This is a genomic window from Nocardia sp. NPDC003963 (assembly GCF_053605105.1).
In genome coordinates, this window is the sequence record NZ_JBSGIP010000081.1 from 1 (window position 1) to 16186 (window position 16186).

Annotated in this window: 16 protein-coding genes and 1 pseudogene; 5 read left to right on the forward strand and 12 right to left on the reverse strand. The window is 64.5% G+C overall.

Annotated elements, in window-relative coordinates; genetic code table 11:
• The coding region (locus ACWEWT_RS37560; protein WP_452565669.1) for a transposase at positions 1–256 on the forward strand (256 nt) is incomplete at its 5' end.
• 122 nt (positions 257–378) lie between these two features.
• Here the strand turns inward: ACWEWT_RS37560 and ACWEWT_RS37565 are convergent.
• Positions 379–870: pseudogene (locus tag ACWEWT_RS37565) on the reverse strand (IS701 family transposase); the annotation flags it as partial.
• Positions 871–1243: 373 nt separating this feature from the next.
• On the opposite strand from ACWEWT_RS37565, the gene ACWEWT_RS37570 reads away from it, so the two are divergent.
• A complete protein-coding gene (locus tag ACWEWT_RS37570; RefSeq protein WP_452565682.1) occupies positions 1244–1765 on the forward strand; it encodes a TerD family protein in 522 nt (173 codons plus the stop codon).
• 135 nt (positions 1766–1900) lie between these two features.
• On the opposite strand, the gene ACWEWT_RS37575 is transcribed toward ACWEWT_RS37570, so the two are convergent.
• The 5 genes from ACWEWT_RS37575 to ACWEWT_RS37595 form a co-directional block, all read right to left on the reverse strand.
• Positions 1901–3151 carry a hypothetical protein gene (locus ACWEWT_RS37575; protein ID WP_452565670.1) on the reverse strand — a complete coding sequence of 417 codons (1251 nt, stop codon included), beginning with the start codon at positions 3149–3151 and terminating at the stop codon, positions 1901–1903.
• Positions 3148–4341, reverse strand: a complete 1194-nt coding sequence (locus ACWEWT_RS37580; protein WP_452565671.1) for a hypothetical protein — start codon at positions 4339–4341, stop codon at positions 3148–3150. The genes ACWEWT_RS37575 and ACWEWT_RS37580 overlap by 4 nt, the downstream gene beginning before the upstream one ends.
• Before the next feature lie 259 nt (positions 4342–4600).
• Positions 4601–4801, reverse strand: a complete 201-nt coding sequence (locus ACWEWT_RS37585; RefSeq protein ID WP_452565672.1) for a hypothetical protein — start codon at positions 4799–4801, stop codon at positions 4601–4603.
• 48 nt (positions 4802–4849) lie between these two features.
• Positions 4850–5994 (reverse strand): IS3 family transposase gene (locus tag ACWEWT_RS37590; protein WP_452565683.1). Its coding sequence is split into 2 segments (ribosomal slippage): positions 4850–5715 and positions 5715–5994, totalling 1146 coding nucleotides; the frame shifts between segments, so codons are not numbered across the junction.
• A gap of 1304 nt (positions 5995–7298) precedes the next feature.
• Complete coding sequence (locus ACWEWT_RS37595) at positions 7299–7712, reverse strand: contact-dependent growth inhibition system immunity protein (RefSeq protein WP_452565673.1); 414 nt, start codon at positions 7710–7712, stop codon at positions 7299–7301.
• A gap of 111 nt (positions 7713–7823) precedes the next feature.
• On the opposite strand from ACWEWT_RS37595, the gene ACWEWT_RS37600 reads away from it, so the two are divergent.
• Positions 7824–8441 carry a cytochrome P450 gene (locus ACWEWT_RS37600; protein WP_452565684.1) on the forward strand — a complete coding sequence of 206 codons (618 nt, stop codon included), beginning with the start codon at positions 7824–7826 and terminating at the stop codon, positions 8439–8441.
• Positions 8442–8555: 114 nt separating this feature from the next.
• Here the strand turns inward: ACWEWT_RS37600 and ACWEWT_RS37605 are convergent, their stop codons facing one another.
• Positions 8556–9509, reverse strand: coding sequence for a DUF808 domain-containing protein (locus tag ACWEWT_RS37605; RefSeq protein WP_452565674.1), 954 nt, complete (start codon positions 9507–9509; stop codon positions 8556–8558).
• 193 nt (positions 9510–9702) lie between these two features.
• Here ACWEWT_RS37605 and ACWEWT_RS37610 point away from each other — a divergent pair, with 193 nt between their 5' ends.
• Positions 9703–10419 carry a histidine phosphatase family protein gene (locus ACWEWT_RS37610; RefSeq protein WP_452565675.1) on the forward strand — a complete coding sequence of 239 codons (717 nt, stop codon included), beginning with the start codon at positions 9703–9705 and terminating at the stop codon, positions 10417–10419.
• A 115-nt stretch (positions 10420–10534) separates the two neighbouring features.
• On the opposite strand, the gene ACWEWT_RS37615 is transcribed toward ACWEWT_RS37610, so the two are convergent.
• A complete protein-coding gene (locus ACWEWT_RS37615; RefSeq protein WP_452565676.1) occupies positions 10535–11782 on the reverse strand; it encodes a cytochrome P450 family protein in 1248 nt (415 codons plus the stop codon).
• Between the two features lie 325 nt (positions 11783–12107).
• Here ACWEWT_RS37615 and ACWEWT_RS37620 point away from each other — a divergent pair, with 325 nt between their 5' ends.
• The gene (locus tag ACWEWT_RS37620) at positions 12108–12260 is read left to right on the forward strand and encodes a hypothetical protein (protein ID WP_452565677.1); all 153 of its coding nucleotides are present in this window, start codon (positions 12108–12110) and stop codon (positions 12258–12260) included.
• A gap of 76 nt (positions 12261–12336) precedes the next feature.
• Here the strand turns inward: ACWEWT_RS37620 and ACWEWT_RS37625 are convergent, their stop codons facing one another.
• The 4 genes from ACWEWT_RS37625 to ACWEWT_RS37640 all read right to left on the reverse strand — a co-directional run bounded on the left by ACWEWT_RS37625 (position 12337) and on the right by ACWEWT_RS37640 (position 16051).
• A complete protein-coding gene (locus tag ACWEWT_RS37625; protein WP_452565678.1) occupies positions 12337–13155 on the reverse strand; it encodes an SMP-30/gluconolactonase/LRE family protein in 819 nt (272 codons plus the stop codon).
• A gap of 572 nt (positions 13156–13727) precedes the next feature.
• Positions 13728–14573, reverse strand: a complete 846-nt coding sequence (locus ACWEWT_RS37630; RefSeq protein ID WP_452565679.1) for a DMT family transporter — start codon at positions 14571–14573, stop codon at positions 13728–13730.
• 421 nt (positions 14574–14994) lie between these two features.
• Positions 14995–15324 (reverse strand): hypothetical protein, encoded by a 330-nt coding sequence (locus ACWEWT_RS37635; protein ID WP_452565680.1) that lies wholly within the window; start codon positions 15322–15324, stop codon positions 14995–14997.
• 244 nt (positions 15325–15568) lie between these two features.
• Positions 15569–16051: a hypothetical protein gene (locus tag ACWEWT_RS37640; RefSeq protein ID WP_452565681.1), complete on the reverse strand. Its 483-nt coding sequence runs from the start codon at positions 16049–16051 to the stop codon at positions 15569–15571.
• Positions 16052–16186: the final 135 nt, after the last annotated feature.

Sequence of the window (16186 nt, forward strand, 5' to 3'; positions counted from 1 at the left end):
ACGTGCCGATAAGGGCTACGACTTCGACGTCCATCGCCGCTGGCTGCGTGCTCGCGGGATCGTTCCTCGTATCGCCCGTCGTGGGATCGAGGACCCCACGAGGTTGGGTCGTCATCGGTGGAAGATCGAGCGGACTATCGCGTGGTTGACCGGGTACCGGCGATTGACGATCCGCTACGAACGCCACGGCCGCCTCTTCGCAGCATTTCTGCAACTCGCCGCCGCTATCACCTGCTACAAGAAACTGACCACGTAAGACACCCTCTTAGTTATGTAATCGGTGTCGCAGCTGGTAGTGAGCTTTTCTGGCCCGGTATTGATGCCGTCGGCGCCAGTTCGACCACCGCCAGATGCTCGCTCGGTCGGGCATGGGCTTGGTTATGTGTGCCAGAAGACGGCGGATCTCGCCGAGGGTGAGCGCGATGAGTTCGCTGCCAATACTTTTGGGGAGATCGCTGCGGTGACGGCGAGGTAGGTGTGGGCGAGCATGGCGAGGGTGATGTGGCGGTACCAGGCGTCGTAGCGGCGGACTTGGTAGTGGTCGAGGCCGATCTCGGTTTTCGCGGTCTGGAAGCAGTCCTCGATGGCCCAGCGGGTGCCGGCAATCCGGATGAGGGTGTCGTCGCTGGTGCCGGTGGGTGCGAAGCACATGTAGTAGGCGATCTCGAACTCGCCTTTGCTGTTGCGGGTCAGCGCCCGGCGTGCGAGTAGCCAGCGGCTCCAGCCTGCGGTGGTGGTCCACTCGTAGACCGGCAGCGAGGCTACCGCCCAGTCGAACATGCGCGGCCCTTTCGCTCCGTTGCCGCAGCTCAGGCGCTTCCATGCCTCCGGCGGGGCTTGCGCGAGGAGGTGGTCGGCGCGGGCTTTCCCGGTCCTGCGGAACCGAATCGGGCACCCGATACCGGTCCGGTTGATCCGCAACGTTCGCTGGCTCACTGACGATTGAACTGTCATGCAACCAGATTCGGTAGTGTCGGCAGTATCTTCGGGTGCTGGGCTGGGCTCGTTCACCGTTGTCGATGTCGAGACCTCGGGGCTGAGTGCCGATCTCGGTGCCTCCGTGGCGGTCAACATGTCGGCGAGTGTGTCCGATGTCCTCGCGCTGGAGGATGCGCAGAGCGACCCGCGACTGGGCCGAGCGGTAACCCGGGGTCTTCCTGTCCACGGACCTGACCTGTTGGACAGTCCCAGCTCGTCGTCCCCGAGCGGGATGGATGCGCCAGATATTACAGAACCACACACCATGAGCCGTGGTCAGGTGATGGATCTGCCCGTCGAGGCACTGGGCACGGAGTGGTCTGTGCGTGTGTCGTGGACGCAGAGCGAATCGTATGAAGTCGACGTCGTGGGGTTTCTCCTCGACAGCGGCGAGAAAGTTCGCCACGACCCCGACTTCGTTTTCTACAACCAGCCGACGGGCGACGGCGTCTGCCTGACCGCGGACGGGCCCAGCGAACAGGCTGTCGAAATTTCCGTCGAGCAGCTTCCGCAACATTGCGCACGAGTTGTGCTCGCTGCAGCGATAGATGGAGACAACGTCACTTTCGGGACAGTGGGCGCGATCGAGATCGAGGTCACCGCGGGTAGCGAAGCGGGCGTTTTCGCACGTGCCATGCTGGACGCCGCGACCGAGGAACGTACGCTGATACTTGTGGAGGTGTATCGCCGCGGCGAGGCCTGGCGACTGCGTGCGGTCGGCCAAGGCTACCCGTCCGGACTCGGCGAACTCGCCCGATCATATGGTGTCGATGTGAGCGGGGATTAATCGTCGATAGCGTGCAGCGGATGGCGGCAGGAAGGTCGCCGGATACACCATGTGCAGCGTCGGATTCTGTGGCTCGACCATCGCGGCGATCACCGAGTGGGCTTCGGTCGCCTGCTCACTTGACTGTTGCTGATGTCAGTCGGCCAGTAGGTCCGCGATAGTGACGGCTTCGGGAAGAGTCCACGTCGCTGCTTCGTCTGCGAGTTGCTGTTGCCACGACGGTGCTCCGGCTTCTGCGCGGGCCACAGTATCTGATCGGACTTTCAGCGCGAGCTGACCGGTCCGCATGAAAGCGGGAACGTTGAGGTGACGAGCTGCAATAGCGGTTTCGCCGGTGATTGCGGCCGCTGCGGTCTTCGACAGGCTGATTGCTCCGGCAGCGGCGTGCGCGGCGAGTAGCATCTCTGTGCGTTTGGCTGCTGTAGTGGGCGAGAGGTGTGCACAGCCCGTGGAGCGGTAGGCCCCGAGGTGGAGGTGGGTTCGGATGACGACCTCGGTGGCGAGCGTCCCTAGAGCAGGTGTCAGGATGCCGGAGCGGATATTCAGTCCGTCCCCGGAGTTCGTTCCGGCGTAGGCGTCGTTGGCGAATTTTCGTAAGGCGGGGATCGGCATCTCGCACAGAAGTGACCAGCCGGGCAGAGGGAGGTTCATCGGGGTCACGAAGTCGGCGGCCAAGTGCTTCAACAGCAGCGCGATCGCGAGATGAGGTTCGGACGCTTGTGCGAATGGCAGACCGGAGCGAGTTGCCGTCTCTTCGGCGGTCATTCGCTGGCCGTCCTCCCACCAGATGCCTTGGAAAGTGCCCGTGCGGATCTGGCTGAGGGCGGTGAAGAACCGGCCGATGTCGTGTCCGGCGGACCGGACACGATGGCCCGGACCGCCGAATTTCGGGCCGGTATAGTCGATAGGGAGCCGGGATGCCTGTCTCTCCCACCGGCGCAGTAGGTCGCTGTTCTTCAAATGCGACAGACCGCCGAGTACCGCAGCGTCCACGTGGACGTCGTAGAGGTTCCCGAGTGCACCGATGAGCCCGGAGAGGCCGACAACCACCAGGTCGCTGGTTCCCCACGTAAGCCGTTGGGTAGCCTGCCATTCTTCGAGGTGCGCGAGCGCGATCGGGTCGAGGATGTCGGCGATCTCGGGCTCGCCCCGACCCTGGGCTTCGCGACGCTGTTGATGGTGTGCGGTGAGTTCGGGATAAGTGAGGTCTGTCGGGGTGTTGGCGATGCTCTGTGTAATCGCTGGATCGACCGCTTGGTCTGAAAGCGCGGCCGAGGCGATGATTTCGATATTGTCGAGGTCGCGTGTGAGTGCGTCCAAGTTGCCGATGTAGTCGTCATCGATCGGCGAGATCGGGCCGTTGGAGTCACCGACCGCGGTTCTCACGCTGCATCCTCGAGGTCGTCGGCGAGGACGGTGACCCCCTGGGCAAGGGTTTCCACTGTCTTCTTCTCGCCCTCGAGCTCGTCGAGTTCGGCGAGCAAGGTCTGAAGTTCATCATCTTCGGGGCCTGCGACCCGCTCCTTGAGGCGGTCGGCGACGACTCGGAAGCGGGCCACGCGATCATCGGCTGCCAAGCGCCGGCTCCGCTCGGCGTCGAGCTCTGCCTGCTTGGTCTCGAGCTGTGCGCGGAGGGTCTCGATATGCTCTGCGAGAGTCACGACCGTCTTGCCGAGGTTCGTGACTCGTTCGCGAAGACTGACGATGACGGCTTTCGCTGCCTCTTCGTTGCCGTCGACATCGCGAAGCACCAGCTGGGTCACGACGTGGAGCCGGATAGCGTCGGCGGCGATGCGAGCTGCCGTGAACCCAGCAGCTCTTCCCGCAAGTGTGGCTACCCCGGCCCCTGCCGCGCCGCTGAAGCCGGTGATGAGGGCGGCGCCACCGGCCATGCCGAGCCCTCCGGCCGCGATCGACCCGCCACCGATCGCGGCAAGACCTGCAGACGTCGCGACTGCGCCCGAGTAGCCGAGTACCAGCGCACCGTACGCGCCGGCGATTGCCGGTGCGGCGAGTCCGCCGGTCAGGGCGCCGAGTCCGAGGCCGGCGCCGGCCAGGAGTGCGTATTTGGTCCAGTTACTTGCCTTCGAGAGCTTCTTGATCGCGTCCCTATAACCGGTTTCCACAGCCTGGAGGTCTTCGGGGTGTAGGCGGTCCATCGAACTATGAGCAGCGATGAGAACGTCGGCACGGGCGGTCCTGTCCCACTTGCCCTCTACCCACGGCTCGAATCCATACAGATCGATCAGCAAAAGCAGAGCTCGTGACCGTCTCGCCACGACCGAAGAGATCTGCGGGCCAGCGGATTCGAGCGCCTCGAGATTCACAGACTCCCCATCGGCGTCGATCTGGTGAACTATCGCAGCGACAGCGGGGGACCAGTCGTCCTGTTTGCGCTGCATGATGGCAGCAACCGCGTTTGTGCGAAAGGAGTTCCGCACTTCGCGCTTGGACGGAAGGTGCTTGCCCTTTGATGCGGCGATGTCGCGCTGCATCATCCTGTACTGCCACGCCGTGAGGATGAAGTCCTCATCGGTAGAGAGCTCGAGCTTCTTCTGCACCTGCACCGCGTCCATGCGCGTGACAATAGCGAGAAGTCCTGACAGGAGATGGCGGTTCCGAGCGAAGGCGTCCCCAGCGGATCAAGTCGGTTTGCTGTCGGGAGGCGTGTAGCGACTTCCCGGGCTCCGTTGCCGCATTTCGCGACATCTTCCAGGATCGCGTTACCGGATGTGTCGGGCTTATCTGCCTTTGTTGCGGCTTGCCCCGTGGCCAGATCGTTGTTACTGCCGCTGACGCCAGCGAGTCGGGTTGGATGTCCTTGGTTCTGTTCTGTCAACCGCGTGCCCTGCCGTAAGCGGCGTTGAGTTGCTGTTGCAGGGTGTGGCCTGCCGCACCTGCTCTGTCGGGATGCAGGCAAGTGGTTAGGGTCTTGAAGACGGTCTTGTGTAGGGCCGGTCCGACGGCGTCGAACAGCGTCTCTGCCCAGTCGTTCGCGGTGGCTGTCTGTTGCGTCGCTGTTTTCAGCTGGTTCACGAGATCATGGGACTGCCCCGATTTCGGTTGACTCGCGGGTTTGATCTTTCAGGCCGCGAGTGCGGGCCGGTTTATTGTCTCAAACTCGATCGGGGTGAGCCGGCCGAGTCGGCGTTGCCGACGGGTGCGGTGGTAGGTCTTCTCGATCCAGACCACGATCGCCAGACGGAGCTCGTCGCGGGTCGCCCACCGCTTCCGATCGAGCACGTTCTTCTGCAGCAACGCGAAGAACGACTCCATCGCCGCGTTGTCACCACACGCGCCGACCCTGCCCATCGAACCTCGTAAACCATTGCTCGACAATGCGTTCACGAACTTTCGGGAGCGGAATTGACTGCCCCTATCCGAGTGGACGATCGTCACGGTAGGTGCTCGGAGAGCGACGGCATGGTTCAGTGCCGATACCGCCAAAGACGCCTTCATCCGCGAATCGATCGAATACCCGACGATCCGGTTGGAGAACACGTCCTTGACGGCGCATAAATACAATCTTCCTTCACCGGTGGAGTGCTCGGTGATGTCTGTCAACCACACCGCGTCCGGAACAGCGGCAGTGAAGTGGCGTCCGACGAGGTCGTCGTGGACCGGCGGGCCGGCCTTGCGGTTCAGGCCGCGTTTCTTGGCGAACACGCTCCAGATCCGCTGCACCGAACACAACCGGGCGACCCTGTTCTCGCCCGCACGGATACCGCGGGCGGGCAGCTCGTCGGCGATGAATCGGTAGCCGAAAGCCGGGTCGTCGGCATGGATGTCGAGAGCGGCGTTGATCAGATGGGCGTCGTCCCAATCACGTTGCGAGACAGGGCACCGCTTCCATTTATAGAACGGTTGGGTGGAGAAGCCGAGCACCCGGCAGGTCACCGCGACGGGGATGCCGTCAGCGGCCAGGTCGAGGACCAGCGGGTAACTCATTTTGGGTTGACGTCACGCGACAAATAGGCGACCGCGCGGCGCATGACCTCGGCTTCTTGTTCCAGCTGGCGGATCCGTTTACGCGCCTCGCGCAGCTCGGCCGACTCATCCTGGGTGGCGCCGGGCCGATGTCCGTCTTCGATATCGGCTTGTTCGAGCCAGTTCTTCACGCAGCTCTGCGATACTCCGAAGTCTTTCGCGATCTGGGTCAATGAGATCTCGCCCTTGCGGGCGACCGCGACGACGTCGCGGCGGAACTCTTCGGGATACGGCTTCGGCATGGTGAACATCCTTCCAGCGAGAACGAATCCTCACAGGTCAGGAGTCAACCAAACCGGGGGCAGTCCCATGAGCATGTGGTCGGGGAGGTCTTCGCCGTAGCCTTCGGATCTGCTCGTGGCCAGCCCGCGGCAGCCTTTCGCGGCTACGTAGCAGCAGGCGAGGAAGATTATTGCGAATATGAGCGCCATTATGAGTGGACGCACATCTGCCCCCGTTCTATTCAATTGCTGAATAAACTCTTTGGTTGTGAACTGCATCGAGAAGCTGATGGCACAGCTTCCCCGGCGGGTGAGGAGTTGGCGGCTCTTCGCCCGCCTTCTCATTTCTTGCGGCTATCGACCTTTCTTTCGGAGTGTCCGGTCGCATGAGTGATCAGATCGCTGATCCACTGTGGCGGACCGGTGGGAGGTTCAGGGCGCGACGAACCTACGATTTTTCGGATCCGTCGTTCTCCGTATTCGAAGTGGAGGGGCGGGGTGTCAAGGATGGGTTCCCGCGCTGTGGCCGGGGCCGGCTGCGGGGTGGTCGTCTTTCGCGGGCTGGGCGGCCGGGGTGGTGGGGTGGCCACCACGGTGAGGGCCCGACGAAGCCTTTCCGGCCCGGTGGTCAAGTATTCGCCGGCCGACTGATAGGTGTGGCCCGCGGCGGTTGTCTCGAATCTGCGCACGGCGTCCGCGATACGCAGAGCGTTGTCGTCGACTGTTCCTGCGATGCCCTGCACCGCCGCAACATCCATCGGCATTTGAGCCTCCCGTGGTAGTGGCCGTGCGCCGCCGTTTCGCCGACCCGGCGAACCCCTGTCCTCGAGCGTCTACGCCTCGACTCCTGCTTCGTTACTGGCTTTGACGGCACCTTGACGGGATCGGTTCCCGCGCTTGGGAAGAAGTTTCCGTTACGAGCTGTAACCGCTGGATAACGGGTTCTACCAGCAACTCGTCGACCGGTCTCGGAAGTGCCTCGCAGGCAGATCAACGGTGCCACCGTAGGCCACGTTCCAGCGAGAGGTCGCCGCGCTGCGGAGGTGAAGAGATCACCGAAACCGCATTCACCTCGACATCGCAGAACCGGCCCCTCCCACCTGCGCGGTATGGGCGCGGCGCCCCGTATTCCGATCGTGGACCCACAGGTGTGTGACTGGGCCCGCACCGGGGAGTCCTGGCGGTAAGCCTGGGGTCATATTCCCGGTTGGTCCCAGCTCATCGTCCCAACCCAAAGTCTCCTGAACGACGTTGACCGAACCAACTGGCCGCATGATCTCAGTCGGCACTTCTATTCGTAATCGGCGAGTTGGGCTCGATTTTCGTTACGCGGTGCGCCACTCGTCGATGGACGACCATATCGTGGTATGCGGCGCGTCGTACTGTTCCAGATCACCCTTCTCCGAGACTCGTTCGATCAGTTGCTCGATGCGAGCAACGAGTCCGGTTGAGTCGGATTCCCGTGAATGACAACCCAAGAGCGCCGTCAAAAGGTCGCCTGGGTAGAAGTCACCTTCAACGAGGGGGTTGGAGCCGAGGATGTCCAGCGCCACCGGAGTCAGTACGTCGACGGCCTCCCTTTGTGACAGGAGGATGCGAATGTCTTCGACGGTGAGATCTGGCAGGGGGACATCTCTCAACGCGTGCACGGTCTTCATGAGTCGGGTCGCATCCCCCTCTGGGTCGGGCCATACCTTGCCTTCGATCTGCGATAGTGACCGTGGGTCGCGGTGTGTCACTGTGCTCCTCTCCTCATCCGTGCCTCAACCAGTTCATCCACGTGGGACGAATCCTTCGCTGTAGTCGAGTAATCGGCTCGCCTCGGACAGCTCCCGTTCCAGCTCTGCGCGATCGGCGGGGTTGGTTCGCGAGTCTCCCCACGCAATGACCTCATGAGCGCGATGATCGACGCCGAATTCGACGGGCATCGCCTCAGCGACGAGGACATCGGCGCGTTCATGGTGCTGATCTCCGCCGCCGGCAACGACACCACCAAACAGACCACCTCCCATGCGTTCAAAGCGCTGGTGGAGAATCCGGGCCAAATCGATTGGCTGCGTGCGGATCTCGACGGGCGGATGAACACCGCGATCGAGGAATTCATCCGCTGGAGCAGCGTCGTGGTGCACTTCGCCCGCCGAGCGACCCGCGACACCGAAATCGCCGGAACCCCGATCGCGGCAGGTGAGAAGGTCGTGATGTTCTACAGTTCCGCCAACCGCGACGAGTCGGCGTTCGACAATCCGCGCGCTTTCGATATCACCCGGGAGCCCAACCACCACGCCGGATTCGGTGGCGGCGGCCCGCACCACTGCCTCGGCGCCTGGCTGGCCCGCATGGAATTGAAACATCTGTTCCGGGAGTTGATCACCAAGGTTCCGCCGGTCGAACTCGGCAAACCCGAGTACGGGCACAGCGCGCTCATCCACGGCATCAAACGCATGACGGTCCGGCAGGCCACCCCTTGACCTGATCATCTATCCGACGCCGTGCCTTCCGCCCCGCGACACTGCCTCGGTCGGTCTGCGACAGGCACGGTCGGGTCGGCTCGGGTGCGGACCGCGGGTGGGGGTTTGCGCGGGTCAGTGCGCGGCGGCTTCCTTCGGCTTCCGCTTCGGAACGAAGTGCATTATCAGCACGACGAGGGCGCCGACGACGAGCCCGACGAGTGCGGAGGCAACCGTCCCTCCGGTCCAGGACAGGACACTTCCGAACCCACCGTGGACGAGTTCTCCGGCCCAGTGTTCGAGGTCGTGGAGACGGTCGGCGGGCCAGTGGAATCCGGCCTCGCCGACGTTGACGAGGAGGATATGGCCGCCGACCCATAGCATTGCGGCGATCCCGACGACGGTGAGAACGGACATCACCTTCGGCATCGCGGCGACGAGTCCGCGTCCGACCCGCTGACCGAACGGCGACTCGCGCTCGGCGAGTGCGAGTCCGACGTCGTCCATTTTCACGATCACCGCGACGACGCCGTAGACCAGGGCGGTGATGAGGAACGCGACGACGATCAGCACCAGCAGCCGGGTGACGAACGGTTCGTCCTCGACCGACGAGAGGGCGATCACCATGATCTCGGCGGAGAGGATGAGGTCGGTGCGGATCGCGCCGCTCACCATCGTCTTCTCGTGTTCGGGTCCGCTCGATGCCGTGGGTGCCTCGTCGTCGTGGTGACCGCCGGTGAGTGCCTCGTACACCTTCTCCGCACCTTCGTAGCAGAGGAACAGGCCGCCGGCGATGAGCAGGTATGGCAGCGCCTGCGGCAGGAACTGGCTCAATATCATCGCCACCGGCAGGATGATCAGGAGCTTGTTGCGGATCGACCCGATTGCGATCTTGCGGATGATCGGGAGTTCGCGCTTGGGGGAGAACCCGTGCACGTAGCGGGGGGTGACCGCGGTGTCGTCGACTACCACACCCGCGGCCTTGATACCTGCCTTGCCTGCCGCGGCACCGATGTCGTCGATGGACGCCGCGGCCACCTTCGCGATCGCCGCGACGTCGTCCAGCAGGGCGACGAGACCACCAGCCACGGGAACCTCCACTTCGATGTATCGAGCAGATCGAACAGTACGCGTCCTGCGAGATGCTGATCGCCTGTGGTGGGATTCGAAGGCTCCCGTCCACCGGGAAATGTTCTCGGGGCCTCGCCGGGGCGATCTTAGTGTGATTCCAGCCACTGGAACGTTCCAGTTCGGCCCGACCCATATCCACGAGGAAGTCCCTATGAACCTGATGAAGTCTCGCCTGTTCGCGATGATCGCAGCGATCATCGCAGCGGTGGCGCTCATGGCAGCTGGAGCGGGTAGCGCGGCCGCGGCGCCGCAAACCGGTGAAATGTTTCTTACCTTTATCCGCCACGGCGAATCGGCCGGCAATAATTCCGGTCTGATCGACACTTCTGTCCCCGGACCCGGCCTGACCCAGAAGGGGCGGACGCAAGCCGCTGCGGTATCCCGGCTGCTGGCCGATTGCAAGTTCGACGGCATCTACGCGTCGACGATGGTCCGGACCCAGCAGACGGCGGAGCCGACCTCGCAGCTGTGTGGTCATCCCACAGTCGTCGAGGCGGGACTGCACGAGATCGAGGCCGGCATCTACGAGGGCACGCCGGAGCAGGACGCGCGTGCGGGCTACCTGGCCGCGCCGATCCAGTGGCTGCAGGGCAACCTGGATGCCCGGATCCCCGGTTCGATAAACGGCCACGAGTTCAAGAAGCGTATGGACGACTCCATCCAGAATATCCAGGACCGCCGCAGCAAGCGTGCTGTGGTTTTCTCCCATGGCGGTGCCATCATGTTCTGGACGCTCATGTCCGTCTCCAATCCTGATATGGGCAAGCTGCAGTCCGATCCGCTGCACAACACCGGCCGGGTGGTCGTGAAGGGCACCCCGAAGAAGGGCTGGAAGCTCGTCTCGTGGGACGGCCATCCCGCCGCCTGAAAAGTCCCCGCGGCGTGGAGATCTACGCGCTACTGATGAGGACGGTCGGCGGCTCGGTCACCTCTGAATTCCAGCACCGAACCCGTCTCGTGACAGAAACGCACGTTCGGTCGGCTCACCCGGACGCCACCAGTACCGGCAGTTCCGGCAGGCGCGCGAACCCCAGGGGTGCCGGCCCGGTGACGGGGTCGGCGAGTCGCAGGTCCGGGAAGCGCCCGAACACTCCGCGCAGGGCGACCTCGGCCTCTTGCCGGGCGAGTGCCGCCCCGAGGCAGTAGTGCGCTCCCTGCCCGAACCCGAGATGTCGCTCACTGTGGCCGGTCTCGCGCCGGACGTCGAGCTCGTCGGGATCCTCGGTGAACTCCGGATCGAAGTTCGCGGACAGGATCCCGGCTGTCACCGTCGAACCGGCCGGCACGGTGACTCCGCCGAACTCGATGTCGGTCGCGGCGTAGCGGGGCAGGCTCGTCGGGATCGGGCCGCAGGTGCGTACCAGCTCGTGCACGGCCCGCGGCCACAGCCCCGACTCCGAACGCAGTGCCGCGAGCTGGTCGGGCCGGGTCAGCAGCACCTGCACAGACTTCGAGATCAGGTGGGCGGTCGTCTCGAACCCGGCGATGACGAGTTCGAACACCATGGTGATCATCTCGTCCTCGGTGAGCCGGTCGCCGTCGTCGTGGACCTCGACGAGAACGGTCATCAGGTCGTCGGCCGGGGTGCTGCGGCGGGCCTCGACGAGGACGCGGATCTGCTCGACCACCGCATGGATCACCGGTGGCATCCGGTCCGGGTCCGGGGAGGTGAGCAGCTCGGCCAGCTCGCGCCAGCGCGGCTGGTCGGGCTCCGGCACCCCGACCAGCTCACAGATCACCGCGATCGGCAACGGATAGGCGAAGGCCTGCACCAGGTCGACCGGGCCCCCACCCGCCCCCACCGCGGCGATGTCGTCGAGCAGACCTTCGGTCAACGTCTCGACCCGCGGACGCAGCGCGTTCACCCGCCGGACGGTGAAAGCCCGGTACACGAGCTTGCGCAGCCGGGTATGTTCGGCCCCGTCCAAACTCAGCAGGCTCCGCTTCATCCAGTCCAGCTCCGGCGGGATGCCGAGCTTGCCGAACAGGTCGAACAAGGCGTTCTGCGCCCCGTCCACAGCAGACGGGTCGGCCCGCAGTCGAGGATCGGTCAGGACGGCGCGAACGTCGTCGTACCGGGTGATCAGCACGCCGGAGTCGCCACCGAAACCCGGGAAGTCCACGACCGGCCCCTGCTCGCGGAGTCGCCCGAACTCGGCGACCGGGCAGCCGCTGCCGGGCCCGGTGGCGGCTGAAGCCGCTTCGTCAGGTGGTGCAGTGCCGGCGTCCATGCATCGTCTCCTCGGGAACGTCTTCTCGGTGCGGCTCCAACCAACACCATGCCGTCGCGGCATGGTCAAACCCGCCTGCCGACCGGCGTCGGTGTCAGCGCGGTCTCCCACGCCGCCGACTTCTCCCGTGAGTGCATCTCGATCGGCATTGCCGAAGGCGGAACGAAACGCGCGCCGGCCGAACGCCGTGGAACCGATCTCAACGGGCCGCGTCCAATGCTGTGAAGGAACAGCTGGGCCTGGCGGGAGCGGATCGAGCTGCCGGGACCTGGGGGAGGGCGGCGGGTAGGAGACCGCGCCGTGGAGTGCAGGGAGGGTAGCGGCGATGGTGCCAGAGCACGAGTACGTCAATCCGTTCGAGGACAGGGGAGGGGCAGAATCCGCCCACTTCCCGCCGATCGACCCCGAACACCGGCGCGAAACCGAACGTATGCAGCGTGACGGATACAGCTCGGTCACCTACCTCCGTCCCGTCTGACCTTCAACCGGTCATCGGCTCCCGTACGGTGTTCATCAGCCGATCGTTGGTGAGACACCCCGGAGTGGCAGGGCGCTCAGAAGTCCTGAACCGGAACAAGGTCCACATCGGCCGGCGGACGCAACCGGCGAAGCGTGCCGTCGAAGGACGTGACATACAGGGCCGACCGGTCGCCGTCGGCCGCGATGCGTACCGAACTGGGTCCCGGCCAACCAGCGGGCAGCGCGGCGGCGATGGCGCAGCTCGCCCCCGTCTCCGGATCGACACGGTGGATCGCCCCAGCGAGGTGGGCGGCAACGTAGAGGTCACCGTCCGAGCTCGTCGCGAGATCGTCGGGTCCGGCCAAGAGCCCGGGCACCGTCGTTACCACGGTCCATCGATTCGGTGCATCCAGCGGAATCCGATACACCTGTCCGGTGAACAGATCATCGGTGTACACCACCTGGTGATCCGGACTCAGCGCCAGCCCTTCCCCCCGCGGCACCGGCGACCAATTCGCGACGACCTCACCGGTTTCACGGTCATAGCGCGACACACCCTTCGATGGCCCGCCCTCGGTGCCCACCCAGGTAGTCAGGAAATCACCGTCGGGCAACCGCAGAAGCCCGTTCCCGGGAAAGTCGGCCAACAGTGAAAGCTCACCGGTCGCGGTATCCAACTGCCACAGCTTACCGTCGGTGCGGGTGAGGACATAAAGGATCGTTCCATCGAGCTGCAAACCGCCCGGTGCGGCCAGATTCTCCAGCACTGTTCGTACCTGCCCGGAACCGTCGACGTGATAGACCTTCGTATCTCCCGACAGGTAGAACCCGCCCTGCCCATCGGGTTCGAGGTTCTCCAACTGCTCCAGACCCGAAGCGACAGTGTCGACCTGCCACCTCTCGCACCCCGTCAACGGCGAAGAAAACGCTGGAGCAGCAGAGACAACCCCTGCCGTGGTCGCCACCGCAACGCACAACGCCCCGATACACCTACGCAATAGCCCCATCCCGGAAGCCTACGACGCTTCAGCTCGACGCCGACCTCGACCAAGCCACAAGGCGCATTCTGCCGGGTCGACAACCAGCGCCACCGGCGACCACCAGAACACCGCCACTTACCGTTGCGAGTCACAGCCGACTCCGACAGCAGCCGCTGTCAAGATTCTCTCAAACGATCGATATCGGGAACCTTCTGCCCAGAGCGGGGTTCCGGTAGTTTCGGCGCAGAAAATAACGGATATGGCCTGACCAGTAGAGATGGCGTGTTGCTGCGTTCGGGCTGCGGGCGGCGGGTGATTGGTGCTTGGCTGGAGTGCTGACGACAATGCGATCCTGGCCGACCTCGGCCAGGAATACAGCGTCGGCAGCTCCACCATCCACCGCACCATCAGCGGAGCCGCGCCCCGGGCGTAGCGCTCGTGTACCTGGTGACACGTTCCTTACCCGTACCCCTACAGGGGGTAGTGGCGCAGCCGCCAGGTACTGGTCAGGCGGCGGCTTGGGAGCGGGACAGCGCGATCGTGCCGGCGCACATGACGACGACCGCGAGCGAGGTGATGACCAAGCCCACGGTGCCGGTGCGGAACCGCTCGTCCAGCACGGTGAGACCGAGGAACGCGGCCGCCAGGGGCTCGGCGATCGTGACGGCCGGCAGCGACGCGGCCAGCGGCCCGGCCTGATACGCGCGTTGCTGTAGGTAGACGCCGGTGACACCGGAGGCGACCAGCGCCCAGGTCTGCCAGGCGCCGAGCACGTGGCCGAGTCCGTGCTCGAACAGGCCGGTGACGTAGGAGGTGAGCGCGGCGGCCAGGCCGTACAGCGAACCGCTCGCCGCGCCGAGCAACAGCGCGCGCCGTGCCGGATCCGCCGCTACGACCCCGCCCGCGGTCGCCGCCGCGATCAGCCCGAGCAGCACCGCCAGCGGCACCAGCCAATCACGCAGCGGCGCATCGGGATTTCCCTTGGTCGGGTCGCCGACGATCAGAAAGCAGGCCAGGGCCGCGGCCAGCGCGAGTGCAGTCGCCCAGGTGCCCGGCGGGACTCGGCGGTTGTTGAGCCGCGCGGATAGCGGCAGCGCGAACACCAGCGCGCTCACCAGGATCGGCTGCACCAGCAGCACGGCGCCCAGCGCCAGCGCGGCGATCTGCAGGGCGTATCCGCCGGCGTCCCCGATGAGGCCCGCCCACCAGCGCGGGTTGCGCACCAGGGATCCGATCAGCGCTGTTTTCTCCGGCACCGCGGCGGCCGCCCGCTGTTGCACGACCGCGGCGACCGCGAACAGCAGCGCGGCGAGCAGTGCGCACAGGGTTGCGGCGGCCGTATGGTTCGACACCGATCAGTTTGCTCCGCGAGTGCCCTATCCGGGCGACTGCTGCGCCCGCACGGCGTGTCGCCGCGTCCGTCCGGCGTGGCACCGGACGTGGGAGCCGCGGCGCGTCCGGAGAACTCGGTTGCCGCGCCGGAGTCGCGCGTGGGTTCCACAGCCAAGCACTATCAGCACATATCCGCATCTCGAGCGCGAAACCAGTTATCTATCAACGAATTACACTTAGTTCGAATTGGGTCCCGTCCCATCCTTCGGGGGCCGGGGGAGGGGTTGGCGAACTCCACGCTCTGGTCCCCGACGGCGATCATCTTGATGAGGTCGCTCGTCGCCGGTGTGTAGTGCACGCACTGGGACAGCCATCGCGCGTCGTGGATCCGTGCCAGCAGTTCTTTCCGCGTGATCGTCATCGGCGGATCTTGTTCTTGGTTCATAACGGTGACAAATCGCTTGGTGAACTGGAGGTATCGGGGCCGAGTGCTTCGATCCGCGCCGAGTGGCCTGCGTAGTCCCGGACCGTCTTCACGCGATCAAACACTGACTTGAAGTTGGTCAGATCCGCGCTGGTGCCGAGCTCGGCGGCCAGCTCCATCACCAACTGGGGCCGCTCTTGGTCAGGAATGTTGGTGGTGACACGCTTCTGTTTCAGGTAGCGGCTCATCGCGGGGGTTCGCCTTTGAAAGTATGTCACGATCAGCAGATCGACTGACTCTTGCGTCTTCGAGAACTCACCGACGAGTTCGAGCGCCAGGATCTTCATATCTATGTCGGTTGAAGAGGTCATCTCTTCGGGCAGCTTTCTACGATCTGGGTGTGGCTACCCAACCGGTGAGGCATTCCCAAGTTGCTTGTCCAGCGGTAGTAGCAGCAACGCTCGCGCGGCAGCAGTGCAACCGACGAAGGATTTGGGTATCGCTACCGCCGGCTTCCGGGCGGTCAGGGCTGAACTGAAACTGACCCGACCGACCGATCGCCGCCATCCACCGCGGCTTGGCGGCGTTTCGCTAGCTCGAAGTGTCTTCGAGCGGCGGGACTACCACTATCACCGATGCGAGGTCGATACGGCGTGATGGATCGCTAGGAGTTCGGAGCAGGTAGTCCCGGCGCGGTTCGCCTTCTGGTGGCTTGCTGCTGACGTAGCTGGCGTGAGTAGTGATCTGGGCGTGAGCGGCCCCGAAGATCGCGGTGGGGCTCCCCTTCTTGACGAACAGCACCAGTGCCGCTTTGGTGTCACGCCAGGTGACGTAGCCGAGTAGCTGGTCGATCGCTTCCCCGAACTTTTCCGGCCCTCGCCGGATCTTGCACTCGCCGACGAAGGCGTTGTTGCTTTCCCAGGTGAGTAGCAGGTCGGTTTTGCCCTTCCCGCTGAAGACCTCGCCGTGCACGTTGCCTTCGTAGTTGGCGTTGAGCACGAAGAGGATGAGGTCGCGGATTTCCTCCTCACCGAGACGTGCCGCAGTGGGAGTCCGCTCCATCGCTCGGGTCATCTGCTCGATGGTGTGCACGCCCTCGAACGGCTCGCGGTCCCACCTGCCCGGCCTCGTCCGGCTCGCAGAGGTGACAAGGTCATCCGGGCAGTTGCCGGACGACTTCCTGTGCTACTGCTACCGCCTCGCTGTGGG